Annotated in this window: 15 protein-coding genes and 2 pseudogenes; 7 read left to right on the top strand and 10 right to left on the bottom strand. The window is 55.7% G+C overall.

What is annotated here, in order from left to right; genetic code table 11:
- Window positions 1–164 precede the first annotated feature (164 nt).
- From V6942_RS12560 to V6942_RS12545, 4 genes and pseudogenes are all read right to left on the bottom strand, one after another.
- Complete coding sequence (locus tag V6942_RS12560) at window positions 165–1,535, bottom strand: efflux transporter outer membrane subunit (RefSeq protein WP_106924859.1); 1,371 nt, start codon at window positions 1,533–1,535, stop codon at window positions 165–167.
- A gap of 3 nt (window positions 1,536–1,538) precedes the next feature.
- A complete protein-coding gene (locus tag V6942_RS12555; protein ID WP_333501307.1) occupies window positions 1,539–4,646 on the bottom strand; it encodes an efflux RND transporter permease subunit in 3,108 nt (1,035 codons plus the stop codon).
- Window positions 4,646–5,767: pseudogene (locus tag V6942_RS12550) on the bottom strand (efflux RND transporter periplasmic adaptor subunit). The gene V6942_RS12555 and the pseudogene V6942_RS12550 overlap by 1 nt, the downstream one beginning before the upstream one ends.
- 135 nt (window positions 5,768–5,902) lie before the next feature.
- Window positions 5,903–6,472 (bottom strand): TetR/AcrR family transcriptional regulator, encoded by a 570-nt coding sequence (locus tag V6942_RS12545; protein WP_106924861.1) that lies wholly within the window; start codon window positions 6,470–6,472, stop codon window positions 5,903–5,905.
- A gap of 190 nt (window positions 6,473–6,662) precedes the next feature.
- Here V6942_RS12545 and V6942_RS12540 point away from each other — a divergent pair, with 190 nt between their 5' ends.
- Window positions 6,663–7,079 (top strand): GNAT family N-acetyltransferase, encoded by a 417-nt coding sequence (locus V6942_RS12540; protein ID WP_182929780.1) that lies wholly within the window; start codon window positions 6,663–6,665, stop codon window positions 7,077–7,079.
- A 116-nt stretch (window positions 7,080–7,195) separates the two neighbouring features.
- Here V6942_RS12540 and V6942_RS12535 read toward each other — a convergent pair whose 3' ends face one another.
- Window positions 7,196–8,710 carry an MDR family MFS transporter gene (locus tag V6942_RS12535; RefSeq protein ID WP_106925175.1) on the bottom strand — a complete coding sequence of 505 codons (1,515 nt, stop codon included), beginning with the start codon at window positions 8,708–8,710 and terminating at the stop codon, window positions 7,196–7,198.
- A 79-nt stretch (window positions 8,711–8,789) separates the two neighbouring features.
- On the opposite strand from V6942_RS12535, the gene V6942_RS12530 reads away from it, so the two are divergent.
- A complete protein-coding gene (locus V6942_RS12530; RefSeq protein WP_333501306.1) occupies window positions 8,790–9,461 on the top strand; it encodes a TetR/AcrR family transcriptional regulator in 672 nt (223 codons plus the stop codon).
- A 63-nt stretch (window positions 9,462–9,524) separates the two neighbouring features.
- Here V6942_RS12530 and V6942_RS12525 read toward each other — a convergent pair whose 3' ends face one another.
- From V6942_RS12525 to V6942_RS12510, 4 genes are all read right to left on the bottom strand, one after another.
- Window positions 9,525–10,922, bottom strand: a complete 1,398-nt coding sequence (locus V6942_RS12525; protein WP_106924864.1) for a glycoside hydrolase family 1 protein — start codon at window positions 10,920–10,922, stop codon at window positions 9,525–9,527.
- Window positions 10,923–10,972: 50 nt separating this feature from the next.
- Entirely contained in the window at window positions 10,973–13,165 is a 2,193-nt protein-coding gene (locus V6942_RS12520; protein ID WP_106924865.1) for a CBM35 domain-containing protein, read from the bottom strand.
- Between the two features lie 11 nt (window positions 13,166–13,176).
- Complete coding sequence (locus V6942_RS12515) at window positions 13,177–14,511, bottom strand: maltoporin (RefSeq protein WP_106924866.1); 1,335 nt, start codon at window positions 14,509–14,511, stop codon at window positions 13,177–13,179.
- Window positions 14,512–14,756: 245 nt separating this feature from the next.
- The gene (locus V6942_RS12510) at window positions 14,757–16,016 is read right to left on the bottom strand and encodes a PTS sugar transporter subunit IIC (RefSeq protein WP_106924867.1); all 1,260 of its coding nucleotides are present in this window, start codon (window positions 16,014–16,016) and stop codon (window positions 14,757–14,759) included.
- Between the two features lie 176 nt (window positions 16,017–16,192).
- Between V6942_RS12510 and V6942_RS12505 the strand changes: the two genes are divergently transcribed.
- From V6942_RS12505 to V6942_RS12490, 4 genes and pseudogenes are all read left to right on the top strand, one after another.
- Complete coding sequence (locus tag V6942_RS12505) at window positions 16,193–16,507, top strand: PTS sugar transporter subunit IIB (protein ID WP_106924868.1); 315 nt, start codon at window positions 16,193–16,195, stop codon at window positions 16,505–16,507.
- A 10-nt stretch (window positions 16,508–16,517) separates the two neighbouring features.
- On the top strand, window positions 16,518–17,843 hold the full coding sequence (locus tag V6942_RS12500) for a PTS sugar transporter subunit IIC (RefSeq protein ID WP_182929783.1): 1,326 nt from the start codon (window positions 16,518–16,520) through the stop codon (window positions 17,841–17,843).
- A 24-nt stretch (window positions 17,844–17,867) separates the two neighbouring features.
- Window positions 17,868–18,176, top strand: a pseudogene (locus V6942_RS12495) (PTS lactose/cellobiose transporter subunit IIA); the annotation flags it as partial.
- Between the two features lie 95 nt (window positions 18,177–18,271).
- Window positions 18,272–19,234: a LacI family DNA-binding transcriptional regulator gene (locus V6942_RS12490; RefSeq protein ID WP_106924871.1), complete on the top strand. Its 963-nt coding sequence runs from the start codon at window positions 18,272–18,274 to the stop codon at window positions 19,232–19,234.
- A 101-nt stretch (window positions 19,235–19,335) separates the two neighbouring features.
- Here the strand turns inward: V6942_RS12490 and V6942_RS12485 are convergent, their stop codons facing one another.
- Complete coding sequence (locus V6942_RS12485) at window positions 19,336–19,593, bottom strand: hypothetical protein (protein ID WP_106924872.1); 258 nt, start codon at window positions 19,591–19,593, stop codon at window positions 19,336–19,338.
- 168 nt (window positions 19,594–19,761) lie between these two features.
- Here V6942_RS12485 and V6942_RS12480 point away from each other — a divergent pair, with 168 nt between their 5' ends.
- Window positions 19,762–20,751 carry a hypothetical protein gene (locus tag V6942_RS12480; protein ID WP_106924873.1) on the top strand — a complete coding sequence of 330 codons (990 nt, stop codon included), beginning with the start codon at window positions 19,762–19,764 and terminating at the stop codon, window positions 20,749–20,751.
- The last annotated feature ends 144 nt before the right edge of the window (window positions 20,752–20,895 follow it).

Here is a 20,895-nt window from a genome sequence, read left to right as displayed (position 1 = left end):
CACCCCGGCCCTCTTCCTGGAAGGGAGAGGGGGAAAACCCGCGCCGGTATTTACCTACGACGCCAATCGGTTCCCTCGCCCCTTTGGGGAGAGGGTCTTGTAGGCCTGATAAGCGCAGCGTCATCAGGCATCGCGGGCACATTGCCGGATGGCGGCGAAACGCCTTATCCGGCCTGCACCCCGCCGCCCAGCGACTGCCAGAGCGTAATACGGTTCGCCAGATCCGTTTCCTGTAAGGCAATCAGCGTCTGCTGCGCTGACCACAGGGTGCGCTGCGCCGTCAGCGCGGTCAGGTAATCGCCAACGCCCGCCTGGTAGCGTTTCATCGCCACGTCCAGCGTCTGCTGCTCCGCCGCCACGTATTGCCTCTGCGCATCAAGCTGTTCGCTCAGCGTCTGGCGACGCGCCAGCGCATCCGCTACGTCCTTAAACGCGCTCTGAATCGTTTTTTCGTAGGTGGCGATTAGCCCCTTTTTCTCCGCCTCGGCGTAGCGAAGTTGCGCCAGATTGCTGCCGCCGGTAAACAGCGGCAGCGAAATAGACGGCGCGAAGGACCACACGCTCATGCCGTGGCTAAACAGTGAAGATAGCGCATCGCTGCCTACCCCGGCGCTGGCGGTGAGTGAAATGGTCGGGAAGAAGTTTGCCCGCGCCGCGCCGATATTGGCGTTGGCGCTCTTCAGATTGTGCTCCGCTTCCTGAATATCCGGGCGCGTTAGCAGTACGGACGACGAGACGCCCGCCGGGACCAGTGAAATGGTGTTGGCGGCCAGGCTCTCCAGCGTACCCGGGAGCAAGGCATCCGCTACGGTGGTGCCGGCCAGCAGGTTAATGGCGTTTTTATCCTGCATCACCAGCGTTTGGTAGCTGGCGACGCTGGCGCGCGCCTGCTGATAAACGCTCATCGCCTCACTCACGTCAGTGGCCGCCGCGGTGCCAATTTGCTGCTGACGCTGGACGATTTTCAGCGAGTCGGCGGCGCTTGCCATGGTTTGCTGCGCCAGCGCCAGGTTGCTGTTGTCCGCCGCCAGCGTCACCCACGCGGTGGTGAGCTCGGAAATCATCGTCAGACGGGTGTTCTGCGCGGTGAATTCGCTGGCAAGCCAGGTTTCACGAGCCGCGCGGGACAGACTCTGATTACGACCAAACAGATCCAGCTCGAAGCTGGAGACCGCGCCGTCGGCCTGCGCGGTGGTGCTCACCCCGCTCGCCAGCGTGCGGCTGCGGGTATTGCTGAGTTCGGCGTTAACGGTCGGCATTAACGACGCGCGGGTTTCGCCGTACTGCGCGCGAGCGGCGTCAATATCGGCAATGGCTTTTTGCACATCGCGGTTGCTGCTGAGCGCCTGGCTCACCAGCTTTTGCAGGCGCACATCGTTCACCACCTGCTGCCAGTTACCGACCACGGCGGTCGCTTCACCGTGGCTGCCCGGCAGCGTCGCCGGGATAGGCGCGTCCGGGCGCTGATAGTTGGGGTCCATCGACACGCAGCCCACGCTCAGAAGCGCAATAAATAAAACGGATAAACGGAACATAACTTACTCCAGACGGCTGCGTTTACCGGCGAACAGACGTTTCACCAGCACAAAGAACAGAGGAACAAAGAAAATTGCCAGCAGGGTTGCCGTAAGCGTCCCGCCGATAATCCCGGTACCGATGGCAATACGGCTGTTAGCACCCGCACCGGTCGCCACTGCTAGCGGCATGACCCCGGCGATAAACGCCAGCGAGGTCATGATGATCGGACGCAAACGGGTCTGCGCTGCACGCAGCGCAGCGCGGGAAAGCGAATAGCCCTCCGCCACCGCGGCTTCGGCGAACTCGACGATCAGAATGGCGTTTTTCGATGACAGCCCGATGGTGGTTAATAGCGCCACCTGGAAGTAGACATCATTGCTCAGGTCACGCATCCATGCGGCCAGCGCCGCGCCCAGCAGGCCGAGCGGGATAACCATGATGACCGAAATTGGCACCGACCAGCTTTCATACAGCGCCGCCAGGCACAGGAACACCACCAGAATGGAAATGGCATACAGGCTCATCGCCTGGCCGCTGGCCAGTTTTTCCTGCAACGACAGTCCGCTCCAGGCCCAGGTGGAGCCCGCCGGCAGGTTATTGGCCAGGTTTTCCATGGTGGTCATCGCGGTACCGGAACTGGCGCCGGTGGCGTTTTCGCCCTGGATTTCATAGGCCGCCGCGCCGTTGTAGCGCACCAGGCTTTCCGGGCCGTATTCCCAGCGGGTCGTGGCAAAAGCGGAGAACGGCGTCATGCTGTTATCGCTGCCGCGCACGAACCATTTTCCGAGATCGGACGGTGAGGCGCGAGAGTCGCTATCGCCCTGGATATAGACTTTTTTCACGCGTCCGCGGTCGATAAAGTCGTTCACGTAGGTACCACCCCAGGCGCTGGAGAGCGTTGAGGTGACGTCGCTCAGCGACAGCCCCAGCGACACGGCTTTGTTGTTATCGATATCCACCTGTAGCTGTGGTGTTTGCGGCATATCGTTGGCGCGCACGGCGTGCAGAGTGGCATCCTGATTGGCTTGGCCAATCAGCTGATCGCGCATTTTCAGCAGCTCGGCACGGTCGGTGCCGCCGCTGGCCATCAGTTCAAAGGTAAAGCCGTTGCTTTGGCCGAGGCCGTCCACCGACGGTGGCGTCATCGCAAACAGCGTGGCATCGCGAATCGCCCCCAGCTCTTTGGTGGCGCGTAGGGCAATGGCCTGCGCGGTATTTTCCGCGCCTTTACGCTCGGACCAGTTTTTCAGTGAGACGAAGGCCATGCCGGCGTTCTGCCCGCTGCCGCTAAAGCTAAAGCCGTTAACCGTGAAGATAACGTCGGTGTTGGCTTTCTCTTTGTTGAGGAACCAGTCGGTTACCTGCTTGCTGACCTCGGCGGTACGTGAGTTTGTGGCCCCAGCGGGCAGAGTGTACTGCACCATGATCTCGCCCTGGTCTTCCACCGGCAGGAAGCTCCCCGGCAGTTTCCACATCGCCAGCGCCATGCCGCCGCAGATGGCTAAATAGACCACCATAACCAGCCCGGAGCGGCTCAGAGTATTGAGCACCCGGTGCTTGTATTTACGTTCAGTAGAGGCATAAAAGCGGTTAAATGCGCCGAAAAATCCTTTTTTGTGCGGCGGCGTATGTTGCAGGATTGAGCCGCACAGTGCGGGCGTAAGGGTTAACGCCACCACCACGGAGAGCATCATTGCCGAGATAATGGTGACCGAGAACTGACGGTAAATCACCCCGGTGGAACCGCCAAAGAAGGCCATCGGCAGGAACACGGCGGACAGCACCAGCGCAATGGCGACCAGCGCTCCGGAGATTTCGCCCATCGATTTTTCGGTCGCTTCCCGGGCGGGTAGCCCTTCGTCGCGCATAATACGCTCGACGTTTTCTACCACCACGATGGCGTCATCGACCAGCAGCCCTATCGCCAGCACCATGGCGAACAGCGTCAGGGTATTGATCGAATAGCCGAACAGCGCCAGCACACCAAACGTGCCGAGCAGCACCACCGGCACCGCTAGCGCGGGGATAAGCGTCGCGCGGATGTTTTGCAGGAACAGATACATCACGCAGACCACGAGGAAGATGGCCTCAAACAGCGTTTTCACCACATCTTCGACGGAGATCTTAATAAATTCAGTGCTGTCTTTCGGGTATGCAACATCGTAGCCCTGCGGCATGTTGCGTTTGTACTCGTTGATTTTATCCTTCACCAGCGTCGCGGTGCTCAGGGCGTTAGCCCCCGGCGCTAACATTACCGCCATACCGGCGGCCGGGTGGCCGTTCAATTTGGCGACAGCGGTGTAGTCTTCGCTGCCCATCTCGACGCGGGCGACGTCACCGACGCGCACCACCGCGCCGTTGGACTGGCTTTTAATGATGATGTCTTTGAACTGGTCGACGGTTTGCAGACGCGACTGCGCGCGCACGGTGGCGGTGAGCTGCTGGGTATCCGGCGACGGTAGGGCGCCGATTTTACCGGCGGAAACCTGCACGTTCTGCGCTTCAATGGCGCTTTGTACGTCGGACGGCATCAGCGAATAGGAGGCCAGCTTCGCCGGGTCCATCCAGATGCGCATGGCGTATTCCGCGCCGAACACTTGCAGGCTGCCGACGCCGTCGAGACGGGCCATCGGGTCCTGCATATTGCTCACCAGCCAGTCGGCGATGTCGGAGCTGCTGGCTTTATCGGTTTTGTCGTAAACCCCCATGATAAGCAAGAAGTTGCTCTGGGATTTCACCACCGTCACGCCGGACTGCTGCACTTCGCTCGGCAGGCGGGACTCGGCCTGCTGCACTTTGTTCTGCACCTGCACCTGCGCGGTATCCGGGTCAGTCCCTTGCTCAAAGGTGACGTTGATACTGACCGAACCGTCGGAGCTGCTGGTGGAGGTGAAGTAGAGCAGGTTATCCAGCCCGGTAAGCTGCTGCTCAATGACCTGGGTGACGCTGTTTTCCAGCGTTTGTGCCGACGCACCGGTGTAGGTGGCGGAAATTTTAATCGACGGCGGCGCAACGTCCGGATACTGCGCGACCGGCAGCGTTTTGATAGCCAGCATCCCGGCCAGCATAATCAGGATGGCGATAACCCAGGCGAAGACCGGGCGACGCACGAAGAAACGGGCAAACATCAGGCGTTTCCTCCGTTAGCTTTCACTTCAACCGGTTTCACCTGCTGGCCGACGGCGACTTTCGCCGTCCCTTCGACGATCAGCTTATCGCCCGCTTTCAGGCCATTGAGCACCAGCCATTTGTCGCCATAGGTGTCGCCGGTTTCCAGCGCACGCTGCTCGACCTTGTTGTCGGCGGTGACCACCAGCGCGGTGGCGTTGCCCTTTGCGTCGCGGGTGATACCCTGCTGTGGCGCCAGAATGGCATCGTTCATGATGCCTTCATCCACTTTGGCTCGTACGAACATACCCGGCAGCAGCTGATGATGCGTATTGGGGAACACGGCGCGCAGGGTCACCGACCCGGTGGATTCGTCGACGGCGACTTCGGTCAGCGCCAGGCGGCCTTTTTCGCCGTAGGTGCTGCCGTCTTCAAGCTGCAGGGTGACGCCGAGCGTATCGCTATTGGCCGCCAGCGACTGCTTACGCAGACGCAGCAGGTCGACGCTGGAGCGGGTAAGATCGACGTACATGGTATCCAGCCCACGAATGGTTGCCAGCGCCGTGGTTTGCTCGGCGGTGACCAGCGCGCCCGGCGTGACGGAGGAGATACCGATGCGCCCGGCAATAGGGGCGCTGACGGTGGTCCAGTTAAGGTTAATGCGCGCGCTCTCGAGCGCCGCTTTTTTGGACTCGACGCTGGCTTTGTCCTGCGCGCAGGTCGACTGCGCGTCGTCGGCGTCCTGGCGTGAAACGCCGTTATCCTTGACCAGTGCCGCATAACGCTGCGCCTTCTGGCAGTCGGCGACAACCAGCGCCTGCGCCTGCTTCAGCGCGGCGGCGGCTTCATTGTAAGCGGCGCGGAAGCTGGCTGGGTCAATCTGGTACAGCGCCTAGCCTGCTTTAACGTCATCGCCCTCATTAAAAAGCCGTTTCTGGATGATGCCGGAAACCTGCGGGCGAACTTCCGCGCTGGCGGCGGCGGTCGTGCGTCCGGTCAGCGAGCTGACCACAGAAACGGGCTGGCTTTTTAATGTAACGATGCCGACTTCCTGCGCCGGACGTTCTGGAGAGGCGGTGGGGGCATTATCGCATCCGCTCAGGAGAAATAATGCCGCGATGGTGGTTGTGATGTATTTCATATTTTTCTCAGGGTGAACGACACCCTTCTCGCCCAATAGGGGGGAGAATGACAGGTGCGAAAAAGCCTGCGTCTCCGGAGGTCCGGAAACAACAAAAGGGGGATGAAATATCCCCTGGTTTCTAAATGAAATTAATTATTTTGCAGTGACGAGCATATTAATAATTTCCTGATAGATTTTTTCCATTTCGTCAGAGGCCACCTGTTGGGGGATCTGACGACGATAAATGGTGCCTTCCACCATCACCGCCATGACCTCGACGCAGCAGCGAATACGCGTTTCGCTCAGCGCGGGATAGGCTTTGCGCAGATGCTCGCAGGCGTTGTTAAACATGCGCTCATCGGCCTCTTGCAGCCAGGCGGCAACCTGCGGATTACGGGTGGCTTCAGCGGACATCTCCAGCATCAGCGCATCGTCATCTTCACTCAGCGTCATGCGCCACGCCAGCATGTGCGGCATCAGATGGGTCTGGGTTTTGCCTTCCATCTCGGCGATGCGGTGGTCGATAATCCGGCGGATCATCTCTTCAATAATGGCATCTTTGTTACTGAAATAACGGTAGATTTGCCCGACGCTGAGCTTCGCTTCAGCGGCAATTTGCGACATGCTGGCAGCGTGAAAACCGCTGTTGCGAAAGCAGCGGCGGGCAGCGGCGATGATATCGTCCTGGCGGGCTTTTTGCCTGGCTTCCAGCTTGCTGGTCATGCGCGTCTCCGTGAGGGTTAAGAGTGAGAATGATCGTTCTCATTTCTGCCCATTATACGTAGCTCGCGCATGATGAGAAGCATTTTCTTCATGCCATTTTTTCTTTTTTAATTGGTACAAAAAATAATGGAGAAAAAAAGAATTTTTTGTGAAATAAATAAGGGAAGACAATAAAAATAATGGAGAAGATATGCCTTTTGTTATTAAAGAAATTATTACGCAGGAAGATAAAGACGAGTTAATCACCGGGCTACGTGCCTATAACCGCCAGTTTATCGATGCCACCGGATGGGGCGATATTTGCGTATACCTGCGCGATGAACAGGAAGTGATGCGCGGCGGCCTGATAGGCCAGCGTAAAGGCGACTGGCTCAGCATCGACTATCTGTGGGTGTGTGACACCGTGCGCGGTGAAGGGGTCGGCAGCGAGATTATCAAGCGTGCAGAGGATCTTGCGCGCGAGAAAGGCTGCAAATATGCGCTGGTGGATACCATTAGCTTCCAGGCGCTGCCGTTTTATCAGAAGCAGGGTTATACGCTGAAAACGACGCTGGACGATTTCCCGCTGACGGGAATGCAGCGCCATTACCTGACGAAAACGCTGTGAGCGTTGCCGGATGGCGCTGCGCTTATCCGGCCTACGGGACGGTGCGGGGGGATGGTGTTTATCCGGTCTACAAAACGGAGTAGGCCGGATAAGGCGTAGCCGCCATCCGGCATCGGCTACTCGCGCCCGGTTTTCAGCGGCGCTTCTTTTAACAACCACGACAGCGCGAAAGCCAGCACCATAATGCAGGCCGCCATCATAAACGCCGCGTGAATCGCCGAACCGAATGCGGTGAGGTAATCCGTGCGAATGGCCTCAGGAAGCTGGTGAATGGCCACCGGGTTCATCCCCGGAGGAATAGCCGCCCCTTCCGGTAACAGGCTGGTCAGCCGTGATTGCAGCACCGAGGTAAACACCGCGCCAAACAGCGCCACGCCAATGGAACCGCCAATCGAGCGGAATAGCGTGACCCCGGAGGTGGCGACGCCGTAGAGGTTCGCGCTGACCGAGTTTTGTACCGCCAGCACTAGCACCTGCATCACCAGCCCAAGACCCATACCCAGCACGGCGGTAAACAGATACAGCTGCCAGGTCGGCGAGGTCAGGGTAATCCGCGTTAGCAACAGCATGCCAATAAAGCCCATCAGCGTGCCAACAATGGGATAGAGGCGATATTTTCCGGTACGGCTAATCGCTCTACCGCTGATAATCGAGGTCAGCAGCAACCCGCCCATCAGCGGAATTAATTGCAGCCCGGCCTCGGTTGGCGTGGCGTTCTTCACCACCTGCAGGTAAAGCGGCAGGAAGGTGATCGAGCCAAACAGCGACATACCGATGATAAAGCCAATCAAGCTGCACAGCAGGAAGCTACGATTGCGGAACAGCGACAGCGGGATTATCGGCTCCCACGCCAGCCGTTCCTCATAAATAAACCCGGCAATGCCGATAAGCCCAAAGGCGAGGATGCACCAGAGCTGCGGGTCGCTCCAGGCGCGAACCGTGCCGCCTTCGGTCGTAAACAGGATGATGCTCACCAGCGCCATCGTCAGGTACAGCGCGCCCAGCCAGTCGATTTCATGCTGGCTGCGTTTGTTGCTGGAGTGGAATACGGCACCGATGACAAACAGCGCGAACAGCCCCAGCGGCAGGTTGATGTAGAAAATCCAGCGCCACGAGGCGTGCTGGACAATAAAGCCGCCAATCAGCGGGCCGATAACCGTCGCCAGGCCAAACACGCCGCCGAATAGCCCCTGATAGCGCCCGCGTTCGGCGGGCGGAATGACGTCGGCCACGGCCGCCATGCTAATGACCATCAGCCCGCCGCCGCCCAGTCCTTGCAGCGCACGCATGAGTACCAACTGGGTCATATTTTGCGCCAGCCCGCACAGTGCGGAACCCACGAGAAACAGCACGATCGCGATTTGTAGCACCCGCTTGCGGCCAAACAGATCGCCAAACTTGCCGTACAGCGGTACCACAATCGTGGAAGTCAGGATGTAAGCCGTGACCACCCACGACAGCTTGTCGAGGCCGCCCAGCTCGCCGACAATGGTCGGCAGCGCGGTCGAGACAATGGTCTGGTCGAGCGCGGAGAGCAGCATCACCAACAGCAGCGCGCTGAACAGCAAACGGATTGAGGTGACGCCAGTCGGTTGCACGGGCTGTGCGTTCGTCGTTGTATCGGACGCCATCATGTTCTCACTTGAAATTAATTAAATGCATAATTAATATTTATTGAAGATCGTTAAGTGGTCAAGGGATCCCGTTTCTATGCCAGCACAAAAAGACAATCTCAAACCGCGTAAGCCTGGGCGTCCGCGCGGCAGTAAGCCGAATACCGCGAACCGCGAACAGCTTATCAATATTGCGCTGAGTCTGTTTTCTCAGCAGGGCATTGCGCGCACGTCGCTGAACGCGATTGCCCGGGAGGCGGGAGTCACGCCGGCGATGCTGCACTACTACTTCAATTCACGAGAGCAATTGCTCGATGTGATGATCGAAGAGCGGTTTTTGCCGCTACGCGCCAGAATCAGCGGTGTGTTTGGCGATTATCCCGATGAACCGGTGAAGGCGCTGACTGAAATGGTCAGAACGCTGGCGGCCATCGCGGCGCAGTATGAATGGTTTGCCCCGCTGTGGATGCAGGAAGTCATTGGCGAGATGCCGGTGCTGCGCCAGCATTTACACGAGCGTTTTGGTGACGACAAATATCACGCCACGTTGGCGATGGTGAAACGCTGGCAGGCCGAGGGGAAAATCAACCCGCACCTGAGCGCGGAGCTGCTGTTCACCACGCTATTAAGCTTGGTGCTGGTGCCGTTTTCCCGGATGCGTAACGACGAACGATTGGCGAGGCTGACACCAGAGCAAATTGTCAGCAACGCGCTTGCGGTGCTGTTGCAGGGGATTGGCCCGGCGTCGTGTGGTTCGTCGGCCCGATAAGCGGAGCGCCATCGGGCACGATACGGCACATTGCCGGATGGCGGCATAAACGTCTTATCCGGCCTACCTGAGGCTGAACTGGTTACTTTCCGCCAACGCTTTAAACCACAGTCCGTTGCGCTTAATCTGCCGCTCTCCGGTTTCAAGATCGAGACGGTAGAACCCGTAGCGGCGCTTGAACGAATTAAGCCACGACCAGTTGTCGATGAATGTCCACTGATGCACGCCGAAACAGTTTGCCCCGTCGGCGATCGCGCGGTGTAGCTGCACCAGATGCTCTTCCATCAGGCCAATACGGAAACCATCGTCAATCACGCCGTCCGCCTGCACCGGGCCTTCGGATTGCAGATCCATCGCGATACCGATTTCGGCGAGATACCACTTAATATTGCCGTAATTGTCGCGGATATTGGCGGCAATGTCGTAAATTGCCTGCGGGTGAATTTCGTTGTTATCGCGGTACGGATTGAAGCGGCCGTGCGGGTCTACGTAGTTTTCGAAGTAATACTCCGGCGAGAAATAGTCGAGGGTGTACGGCGTTTCGCGCGCCTGTACGCGACGCGGCACGTAGTAGTTCACGCCGAGGAAGTCGATGCGCGAGTCGGTAATCAGCGAAACCTCTTCTTTGCTGGTTTCCGGCAGGCAGTTATGTAGCGCCAGCAGTTCACACAGTTCCTTCGGGAACTGGTGTTTCACCAGTGGGTCGAGGAAGCTGCGGTTGAACAACAAATCGGCGTACCACGCCGCTTTTTTATCTTCCGCTGAGTCGCTGCGGGTATAGGATGGCGTCAGGTTCAGCACCACGCCGATTTCACCCGGCAACTGCTGTTCACGGTAGCATTGCACCGCTTTCGCGTGTGCCAGCATGATGTTGAACGCCACCTGCGCGGCCAGCTTGCCGTCCTTTTTGCATGGGTAGTGGAAGTCGTACAGATAGCCGCCTTCGACCGGCACAATCGGCTCGTTGAAGGTGATCCAGTATTTTATTTTATGGCCGAACAGGCGAAACGCCGTGGCGGCAAAGCGGGCGAACAGATCGGTAACGTGTTTTGACTCGAACCCACCGTAGCGATTTTGCAAACCCTCCGGCATATCAAAATGATAGAGGTTGACCATCGGTTCGATGCCGTTGGCGATCATTTCGTCGAAATAGGCGTTATAGAAGCGTACCGCTTCTGCATTCGGTTCACCGGTTTCCAGATCGTCAATCAGACGGGACCACTGAATGGAGGTGCGAAATGAATTGAAGCCAATATGCTTCATCAACGCGACGTCTTCTTTGTAACGATGCAGCGTATTGCAGACCGTCCCGGGACCAATTTCCCGGTAGAAACGCTCCGGCTGCGCGGCGTGCCAGCTGTCCCAGATAGAACGATGAGGCTTGCCTTCTGCGCCTTCAGTTTGCGGGCCAGAGGCGGCCGCGCCCCAGAAGAAGTGGTTTGGAAACGCATAAGTGGTCATTTAATCTCCTGAAAAATAAAAAACTGCGCCGCTGGCGGCGCAGCAAATCGCTACTCAGCCTTCACCTGAATGGCTTTAATAAAAACATAACCCCAATCACCAGGGAATTTCCCCAGGCTAATGGTGTTTTCACCCTGTTTAAGATGCACCGACAGAGTTAAGCGCTGGCCGTGTTCGTCGGTTTGCGGAAACTCAATCTGAATCGGTTTGTCACTGTTGATTTGCACCGAGTTTTTCTTAGTGCCCCATTTTGCATTGAAGTCGAGGTGCAGCTGGTAATGGCCGTCCCACGGCGCGACAACCTGCCAACTGACTTTATCGCCATCGTTAGCAAAGGGACCGAGGAAGCCATCTTCACCGGTTGTCAGTTCATTTTCCGCGCTCTTGATCACCGTTTTCTGGCTCTGCGAAAGACCCAGTGGCTGGCTGTCAAAATGGCAGAAATCCGCGGGCGCTGGTGCCGTGGCGGTCGTGACGTCAACGGTCATCGTTTTGCTGCTTTTCAGCAGACCATCGTCGGCGGTAAACGTCAGTTGGTAGGTGCCCGGCGTCGGGAACCAGGCGCGCGTAGCGGCCTTATCCGCATGGCAGAAATGCGCGCGTTTTTTACCGGTGCTGGTCCATTTCTCGCTGACCTTGCGTGACGGCAAATTGTCATCCTGCCACTGCGCATTGAGGCTCAGCCCGTTATTTTGCGTAGTGGTTGCCTTGTCGCTAAGCGTAATGACCGGTGCGTGGTTTTTCTGCGTATGGGTGACGCCAATAACATTGGATGGCGTGGACTGTCCCGATTCATTTTTTGCGATAACCCGGTAGTAATAGGTTTTACCAAGCGTGAGCGAGGCATAGTCATCGCTGAACAGATCCATGGTTGCCGGGTTCCATTCCTGCATGCCATCAGAAATATTGTGCCCAACGACGGTCCACGGACCGGTTTTCGACTCCGCGCGTTCTACGTCATAGCTGCGGCCGACGGCGGCACCCATCCAGTTAATGGCGAACGGCGAAGTCGTTGCGCGCAGCTTCGGCGCATCCGGCGCAGGCAATGGGGCCATTTTTTCCTCTCCCGCCATTTGCGCGGCAGCGGTGCGCACCAGGTTAACCACCGCCGTTTCCTGATTCCCATCCCCCTGCGGGAAGCCTGGCAGATGGTAGCTATAGTGGCCGGTGTACTCTTTATGCCAGTAGAAACCGCCGTCGTGACGATGGCCGCGGAAGCCCCATATGAATCCTCCCGCCGCTTTGGCGCCGTTGACCTCGGTATGCACAATTGACTGCATTATGTCGTTCAGTGCTTTGCTATCGAGCAGGCCAAACTCACCGACCAGATACACTTTCTTGCCGCCGATAGCGGTCAGGTCTTTCTTCACCTGATCCGGATGGTTATTACCGGCGTTGGTGTAGTAGTGGTTGCTGACGATATCGACATTGGGATCGTTTACGGAGAACGCGTTGATTTTCTTATAAGTACCGTCAACGACCAGCTGATGCGGCGCGAGTTTTTTAATCCATGCTGCCGTCTGCCTGAGGAATTCTTCATTGGTATCCTCCAGTTCGTTGCCGGTTTCCCAGGCCATAATGGCTTTTTCGTCATAGTAAGGGCGCCCGGTAATGGTGTTGGTCCGGGTAATCACCTGACGAATCACATCGAGATACGCTTTGTAGGTCTGGCTGTCTGTGCGGTAAAAATCTTCCGGTTTTTCATGGTAGAAGGCCGCCAGTTGCTCCCGACCTCCCCACCACCACCAGTGATCGATAAACGGCAAAATCAGTCGCAGACCCTGTTTGTCAGCTTCAGCAATCATGTTGTCGTATACCACCATCGCCTTCTCATTCAGGCGTGGCATACCGTCCGATGTTGTCGGAGCCAGGATGTGCGTTTCGCGCTCGCAGGCTTCATCGCTCTCCTGCTGTACGGAAAGTACATAGACGCGCTGGGCTTTTGCTCCCGTTTGCACGATGGCTTTAATCCAGTTCTCCTGTTCCTCCGGCGTCGGCCATTTAAAGTACTGGCCCCAGCCGCGCGGATCGGCTTTACACACGCCGCGGGCGTCGTTTTCAATACGATGCAGCTCCGGTGCGTGAATGCCGGCGAAGCGGAATTCTTGCTTGCCGTCCATTAGCTGTGCGCCCTGGCGCGTGATAAAGTTTTCAAAGTGCGATTGCTGTGCCGCCATGGCACCCGCGCTGCTTAGCGAGGCAATAACGAACATCAGCAGTGACTTTCTGACGGGCATTTTCATCGTCTCTCTCCTTAGAACCAGACTTCCGCCTGCACGCCAAAGTTCACCGTGTCGGTGTCGCCACTGCGGCTGTATCCACCAGCATCGATAGTGTTGGTATTCCAGTTGTAGTTACCATCGAGCGCGTCGGAAACACCTTTATCCCATTTGGCGTAAGTGACAAAGAAGCGAAGCTGTGGGCGGCTCCAGAAGCCAGAGTCGAAGGTCAGCGTTGGCGCAACGGTGATTTTAGTCAGCCCGCCTTTGCCTTTACCGTTGACGCCCTTGTAGTTGTCATCATCGAGGTACTCATATCCCAGCTCGTACTGCATGGCGAAGTTTTTGGTGATTTGATGATACGGACGAATTCCGGCAACCCAGCTGGTGCGGCCCCAGCCGTTGTCGTCGCTGCTCCACCAGCGGTAGTTTTTATCCTTCTGCAAGTAGGCAAAGGTTGAGACTTCGACGTTCCCCATAGATGCCAGGCTGTCGAGCACGATACGCCATGACTGGGTGTCTTCAAGATTGGCCCAGCCCCAGCCGTTTTTGCCCAGCGAGTCGCCTGCCGCCAGACCGCGTCCATATTGCATCACCAGTTTGGAATAGCCGCCCGTCAGACCCCAGAAACCGTCAAAGTTATAGACGCCGGTTACGCCGTAGCCTTTCTCTGCGGAAGTCGGGTGGTTTTCGTTGCGGTTCATGCGGTGGCCGATCAGCTCAAGATCCAGACCTGTGCCGGCGATCTTTTTAAACCACAGGTTAAGCGAATAGTCGTCCGGGTAGCCCTGATCGCCTTTATCGACAGGGTAGGCTTTGGTTTCATCGGTCGGTGAGAAGGCGTAAACCCCGGCGTCGAAGCGCGCGAAGCCCAAATCCATGTTGTCGAAGCCACCGCCGGTCCCGTTGTACTGAATGTACTCCCAGTCAAACTGGTGGCTGGAGGTGTTGGAGCTGCTGTAACGTTTGCCGCCCCAGAAGGTCATTTCCGGTGCGAAGTCGAGGTTGCTTAGCTCGGCATACCCTTCCCGGAACTGCACGTCGTGGCCATCGTCATCCTGGCAGTTCCAGTCAGAGGTGCATTTGCTCTGGTGAGTGATATTGGCCTGAATTTTTGCCACCGCACCGGAGTCAGACTTCAGGGTAACGGTCGGTATCAACTCAATTTTGGTGTCTTCTTCGTTGCCCAGACGCCATTTCCCGTCCGGCATCAACCCGACGGAATCGACGCGGTTGCCATCCGAGTTTGCCAGGATGCCAGAGCGCATATAGCCGTGGAGCTGAAAGTCATATTTTTCTGCATGTGCCAGACCGCTTGTGGCGATGTTGATCAGTATAGCCAGAGGTATCAATCGGTTAAGTCGTTTCATTGTTCGTTTTTCCCTTTTATTTTTGTACGCAATAGCGCTTTTGTTAATGCGATGGGAAATTTACGGTTCAAAAATGGAAATGTACATCCGTAAACGGAAAGCGCTTTCCATAATTGCCGGATCAAATCACAGATCCGGAGATTGTTCACTTGAAAGCGTGATGTTGATCGACTTTTTCTCTCAGAGCTAAAAAAAAGCCAGCGCTTGCATGGCGCTGGCAAGAGAAAAACTGTGAAAGAGATCGATTAGCGGGATTCAGATTCCGCCAGTTGCCGTTCATAAACGTTGAAAAACGGACGGTATATCATCCACGCATTGAAGAAGGCGAACAGGCACATAAACATATTTTTCCAGCTGCCGTTTGCCGACCAGGCCGCACCCAGCGGTGAAGGCATTGACCAGGGTAGCATTGCCACGGCGCGATCGAGCACGCCAAGGTGTGTCAGATACCAGGCAAGGCAAGCGTTAATCAGTGGAACACCAATAAAGGGTATTAAAAATAGTGGGTTAAGTATGATCGGAAAGCCGAAAAGAATCGGCTCATTAATATTAAATAGCGAGGGGATCAGGCCAATTTTACCTACGCTTTTGAGCTGGCGAGAACGGCTGCGCAGCGCCATAAACACCAGCGGCAGCGTAGAGCCAATACCGCCAATGAGCAGATAAAAATCCCAGAACCCCTGCAGATAAATATGGGGTAGTGGTGTAATTCCATTCGCGAGTGCCTGCTGATTTTCAAACAGATAAGTCATCCAGAATGGATTCATGATGCCGGTGACGATAAGCGCACCGTGGATCCCGACAAACCACAGTACGTTGCAGATAAGCAGGGAGATCAACAGCGCGGTCAGCGTATCGGATGCGATGATCAGTGGACGCAGCGCTTCGCTGATGAGCTCCGGCAAAATCATGCCGGTATTCAGCTTCAGCCCGGCATTCATCACCGTGATGGAGAGCATGATCACAAGCAGCGGCGCCAGCAGCTGAAAGCCGTTGCGGGTCATGATCGGCACTTCATCCGGCAGGCGAATACACCAGCCTTTGCGGTAAAAAAATCGAATCACCTCGACGGAATAAAAACTTGAAACTAAAGCGCTAAATATTCCCATGCCGCCAAGAAACAGGTTGCTGCCGCCGTTATCTTTGAAGCCAATGAACAGCAGAAAAGCTAGGCATCCAGTCAAACCGGACAGCCGCTCCGGGAGCTGATACTGCTTGCCCAAGCTGGCGCTGGCACCGAAGGCGATGATCAGCGCAATCAGGCCGATTGTTAGCTCAAAAGTGGGCAGCAGCATCGGGCGGATGGCCTGATACCAAGCGCCGCTAAGGGCAAACGGCGGGAAGATCAGTGGCACCATCAGGCTGCCTACGATGACAAAGGGCATGGCCAACGCAAAGCTGTCGCGCATGGCGGTAATGTGCTGGCTGCGGGTTAAAAGATTGGCGAAAGGCGTCACGCGTTGCTCAATCAGCGTTACAGCAACATTCATAAACTGAATGTTCATGGCGAACCTTATATCGAACGGAGGTGACGGGATCATCGCCTACATCCCCGCAAAGTGAAAGCCTGCATCCGGTGATCGCGCTCACATTTAATGGATTCATAAATGGAAAGCGCTTTCCGTTTTGTTTCCTCCTGATTATAGTCCGCTCATCGTTATGACTCAGTCAGGAGTTTTCCATGAAGAAAATCATGCTTTGCTGTTCCGCTGGGATGTCTACCAGTCTGCTGGTTAAAAAAATGGTGGAAGAGGCGGGTAAACGCGGTCTGGACGTCGATATCAAGGCTTTTGGCGTGGCTGAATTTGAGCAGCAGGTCGGCCATTATCAGGTCGTGCTGTTGGGGCCGCAGGTGAAGTACATGCAGAAAGATTTACAGCAGAAAGCCAACGCCTACGGCATCAAAGTCGAGCCTATCAACATGATGGATTACGGCATGCAGAAAGGTGGTGCGGTTTTAGATTTTGCCCTGTCATTAATAAATAACAATAACTAAGGGATAAAAAATGAGCTCTCTGTACGCGAAATTAATCAGCGTGATTGAACAGAAAATCACGCCGATGGCCGGAGCCATTGGCCAGCAAAAGTACGTCACGTCTATCCGTGACGGCTTTATCCTCGCACTGCCGTTTATGATCGTCGGTTCATTTATGCTGGTGTTTATCTTTCCGCCGTTCTCGCCGGATACCAGCTGGGGCTTTGCCCGTGCCTGGCTGCAATTTTCACTCGATCATCGTGAAAGTCTGATGCTGCCGTTCAATTTCAGCATGGGCATTATGACGCTATTTATTTCTGTCGGGGTCGCCGCCAGCCTGGCGCGACATCATGAGTTGGACCCGCTGACCTCCGGAATGCTGTCGCTCATGGGCTTTTTGTTGGTGGCTGCGCCGCTGAAAGATGGGCAGATTTCTGTGGCCTATTTTTCCGGTCAGGGCATTTTTACCGCGCTGCTGGTGGCGATTTACACCACCGAGCTGTATGCCTTCCTCCGTCGCCACAACATCACCATTCGCCTGCCGCCCGAAGTCCCTACTGGCGTAGCGCGCTCGTTCGAGATTCTGATCCCCGTGCTGGCGGTGGCGCTGACGCTCCATCCGCTGAACCTGTTTATTGAAGCACAGCTGGGGATGATCATTCCCGAAGCGATCATGTCGCTGGTTAAACCGCTGGTGGCTGCATCGGATACCTTACCGGCGATTCTGCTGTCGGTGCTGGTGTGTCAGATTCTGTGGTTTGCCGGGATTCACGGGGCGCTTATCGTCACCGGCATCATGAACCCGTTCTGGATGGCAAACCTGTCGGTTAACCAGGCCGCGATGGCCGCGGGTACCGCCATTCCGCATATCTACGTGCAGGGCTTCTGGGACCACTATCTGTTGATTGGCGGCGTGGGTTCTACGCTGCCGCTGGCCATTTTGCTGATGCGCAGTAAAGCGGTGCATCTGCGCACCATTGGCCGTATGGGGGTGGTCCCGGGGCTGTTCAATATTAACGAACCGATTCTGTTCGGTGCGCCAATTATTATGAACCCGCTGTTCTTTATTCCGTTTGTACTGGTGCCGATGGTTAACGCCACGCTGGCCTACTTCGCTCTTGATTTCGGGTTGGTTTCCCGCGTGGTGTCGATGACACCGTGGACGACGCCAGCGCCGATTGGCGCCTCGTGGGCCGCTAACTGGTCGTTCAGCCCCATCATTATGTGCCTGATTTGTATGGCAACAGCGGCCGTCATGTACTTTCCGTTCCTGAAGGCTTATGAGAAACAGCTGCTTTCACAGGAAAGTCACGAAAGCGAAACGGCAGGCCGCGTCGGGCAATCTGAAACCGCATAATCCGTTGAGAGAAAAAGTGAGAACGTCATGGAATTAGAAGAGCAGGTAATGGGTATTATCATCAACGCCGGGCAGTCGCGCAGCCTGTGCTACGAAGCGCTTAGCAGCGCCAAAGCCGGCGACTTTGCCGATGCGGATGAAAAGATGCTACAGGCGCAGCATTTTGCTCGTGAGGCGCATCTTGTGCAAACCCAGCTTATTGAAGCCGATGAAGGCGAGGGAAAAACCAAAATGACGTTGGTGATGGTACATGCGCAGGATCATCTGATGACTTCCATCCTGGCAAAAGAGCTGGTTGGCGAGCTGATCGAACTCTACCGCTCCCGCCGCTAAGTCCCTGCCTCCCCGGCCGTTTGTGCCGGGGAGTTGGCGAATACCTGTACGCATTTATGTTACTATAGGGAGAAAACCGTAATACAGACGACACCATGCCTACTATTGATGATGTTTCAAAGTTAGCCAACGTTTCTCGAGCCACCGTTTCGCGCGTGCTGACGGGAACCCGTGGCGTTCGTGAAGAGAGCCGCGAGGCCGTATTACGCGCGGTAGAAGAGCTGAACTACCGCCCCAGTTTTGCCGCACAAAACCTGGCTAGCAATACCTCCAGCTACGTCGGTATGGTGCTGCCTGCCAACGAGGCCGGGTTTAGCGCGACGCTGTTGCCGCAGCTGTCTCAGGCGGTAAAATCGCTGAATAAATCGTTGATGATCCAGTACGTGAACGATGCTGCAGAACAGCAGGCTGCAGTGGAAAGCCTGCAGCATCAGTGCGTTGCCGTGGTAACGCTCACCCGCAGCAGCGGTGACGTTGCCAGTAACGTGATTGCTTTCGACGAGTTTTCTACGAAGGGCAGCGCTGGCCAGGGCTATAACTACGCATTTGCTACGGAAAGCGCCTGCCGTTACGTTCTGGGTAAGGGGCACCGCAATATTGCGCTGTTGATGGACAATGAAAATGATGTCGCCAGCAGACAGATGCTTGATGGCTATCGCAGCGTGTTGCAAAACTACTCCCTGCCGTTTAATCGTCAACTGTTGGTGATGGCCGACAACAACATCGAGCAGGCGCTGCTGACGCTGATTAATAGCTTTACGAAATATACGGCGATTATCGCCAAACGTGACTGCTATGCCGCCGAAGCAATGCGCTTATTACGCGAGTTTAATATTGCCATCCCGCAGGAAGTGTCGTTGGTGAGTCTGGAAGATTCGCCGTTGGCACCGCTACTCTACCCGCCGCTGACATGTATTGCCTATCCCGTTGAGCAGCTGCTTGAGAACTGTGTGCAGCGGATTCGGGCGTTAATTGACGGCCATTCGCTGTTTGTTCCCGAGGGGCGTGCGTTTACCGGTCGTCTGGTCGCCCGTTCGTCGGTTGCGGATATTAGTTAATATGAGTAATACGCGGTGAGTATTATTATTCTCACCGCGTGGCAACAATGAGTTATAAAAATAAAGCCGAAATATTTAATGCGTAAAATCTTAGTTAAATATTAGATCTCGACCTCCTGCGCCATATCATATTCAATTAATGCCCATGCGACCGGCTTGCCCTGGTAATAAGGCATAACATCCCCTCTACGCAGGCTAACAACGGCGGAAATGGTCGGATCGGAAAGCTTCCAGTTGCCGCCCTGCGGGCTGTACTGTCCGCTGTTGCGGATGATGCCCAGCGGCTTGCGGTCGGTGTTTTCCTGAGACGAGTAAGAAGAAAGTACCGAGAGCGTGTAATGACGATTGTCTATCTTCATAACGTGATAATCCAAAAATGAATACACGTTATACAAAAGCGACAATTTATTGATACAACTTAAAAACGTGGTGAATTATTCATATAGTGAATAAATAATGGCGTTTTATTGCAATAAATTTTTGTTTTAGCCAAAATAAGCGCCCATACTGGTTAAAAAATATTCTAAATGATTAAGCACCTGATTAATTTACTCATTCTTATTACGGCCTGTTTCGCGTCCAGCGCACTGGCGGTGAACTGCCAGCGTGCCAAGACGCCGTTGGAAAATACCATCTGTAATAACGACAACCTGAACTGGCTGGATAACACCATGTCGACCGTCTATCGCGCAATGCTGGTGACGCGGGATGCGCGGCAGGTGCATCAGGAATATGAAACCTGGGAGAAATCGCTGGAGTGGTGTTCGTCCGATGAATGTATCGAGCGCGCCTATTACGCCGGGATCGGTAAAATAGCCGAAGCGCAGCCGGGATTTTCCTGGGAAGGCCGCTGGTGGAACACCAGCGCCGCGAACATGAGCGGCGGCGTGGTGCAGTTCAGCCACAGCGCCGACTGGTCGATTATCGCCGATATTCGTATCTGGGCCGGCTTGAATAAAGATGAGTTTACCGCCGAGGCCCGCAAGATTAACGGCATGGTGCTGATTGAAAGTATGGTCGACAGTAAACAGTGTAAGGTGCTGTTTATTCCGCGTAAAAGCGGGGCGATTCAGGCCTACAGCAACGCGGAGTGGGGCTGTCGTTTATCGCTGCCCAACGGCGCGTTTATCGATGGCCGCTATCTGAAGTCGGAAACCGATCCCCGGCCGAAGGCAACGCTGCTGTCGCTGGAAATATTTACCGATCCGCAGATGGATGCACGCTTCCGTACGTTGGTGGGTGATGACTATCAGCGTTTCGTCGATAGTGCTAATGTCTACATTTATCATGAAGATATAGATAATATTGGTGCCACGGTGCTCTCCATGTGGGTACGCGGCGCAGCGAATACCCGCACGGCGATTATCATGTTTACGAAGAGCAATATCTGGGCGGCGCGGGTTGAGCCGGACGGCAATGGTAAGCTGACGTTCTCGTACTTCAGCACCCAGGGAAACGCCGTGGCAAAAATGCCGCGCACCATCGCTGAGTGGAAGCTGCGCTATATGGAGCAGTAGCCGCTGTTCCGGGGGCGATCGAGGCCCTCGGTTGGGCAATGCCTCTCAGTTAAGCGAGATTCGTAGGCCGGATAAGCAAAGCGCCATCCGGCACACTGCGCGCTGATTGCCGGATGGCGGCGTAAACGCCTTATCCGGCCTACC

This window comes from Kluyvera genomosp. 2 (assembly GCF_036759865.1).
Taxonomy (GTDB): Bacteria; Pseudomonadota; Gammaproteobacteria; order Enterobacterales; family Enterobacteriaceae; genus Kluyvera; species Kluyvera ascorbata_B.
This window is presented reverse-complemented; position numbering and strand designations above follow the sequence as displayed.

Excerpts from the sequence above, each read along its gene's own strand:
- V6942_RS12560 (WP_106924859.1), bottom strand. The coding sequence starts at position 1,535 with ATGTTCCGTTTATCCGTTTTATTTATTGCGCTTCTGAGCGTGGGCTGC.
- V6942_RS12555 (WP_333501307.1), bottom strand. The coding sequence starts at position 4,646 with ATGTTTGCCCGTTTCTTCGTGCGTCGCCCGGTCTTCGCCTGGGTTATC.
- V6942_RS12545 (WP_106924861.1), bottom strand. The coding sequence starts at position 6,472 with ATGACCAGCAAGCTGGAAGCCAGGCAAAAAGCCCGCCAGGACGATATC.
- V6942_RS12540 (WP_182929780.1), top strand. The coding sequence starts at position 6,663 with ATGCCTTTTGTTATTAAAGAAATTATTACGCAGGAAGATAAAGACGAG.
- V6942_RS12535 (WP_106925175.1), bottom strand. The coding sequence starts at position 8,710 with ATGGCGTCCGATACAACGACGAACGCACAGCCCGTGCAACCGACTGGC.
- V6942_RS12530 (WP_333501306.1), top strand. The coding sequence starts at position 8,790 with ATGCCAGCACAAAAAGACAATCTCAAACCGCGTAAGCCTGGGCGTCCG.
- V6942_RS12525 (WP_106924864.1), bottom strand. The coding sequence starts at position 10,922 with ATGACCACTTATGCGTTTCCAAACCACTTCTTCTGGGGCGCGGCCGCC.
- V6942_RS12520 (WP_106924865.1), bottom strand. The coding sequence starts at position 13,165 with ATGAAAATGCCCGTCAGAAAGTCACTGCTGATGTTCGTTATTGCCTCG.
- V6942_RS12515 (WP_106924866.1), bottom strand. The coding sequence starts at position 14,511 with ATGAAACGACTTAACCGATTGATACCTCTGGCTATACTGATCAACATC.
- V6942_RS12510 (WP_106924867.1), bottom strand. The coding sequence starts at position 16,016 with ATGAACATTCAGTTTATGAATGTTGCTGTAACGCTGATTGAGCAACGC.
- V6942_RS12505 (WP_106924868.1), top strand. The coding sequence starts at position 16,193 with ATGAAGAAAATCATGCTTTGCTGTTCCGCTGGGATGTCTACCAGTCTG.
- V6942_RS12500 (WP_182929783.1), top strand. The coding sequence starts at position 16,518 with ATGAGCTCTCTGTACGCGAAATTAATCAGCGTGATTGAACAGAAAATC.
- V6942_RS12490 (WP_106924871.1), top strand. The coding sequence starts at position 18,272 with ATGCCTACTATTGATGATGTTTCAAAGTTAGCCAACGTTTCTCGAGCC.
- V6942_RS12485 (WP_106924872.1), bottom strand. The coding sequence starts at position 19,593 with ATGAAGATAGACAATCGTCATTACACGCTCTCGGTACTTTCTTCTTAC.
- V6942_RS12480 (WP_106924873.1), top strand. The coding sequence starts at position 19,762 with ATGATTAAGCACCTGATTAATTTACTCATTCTTATTACGGCCTGTTTC.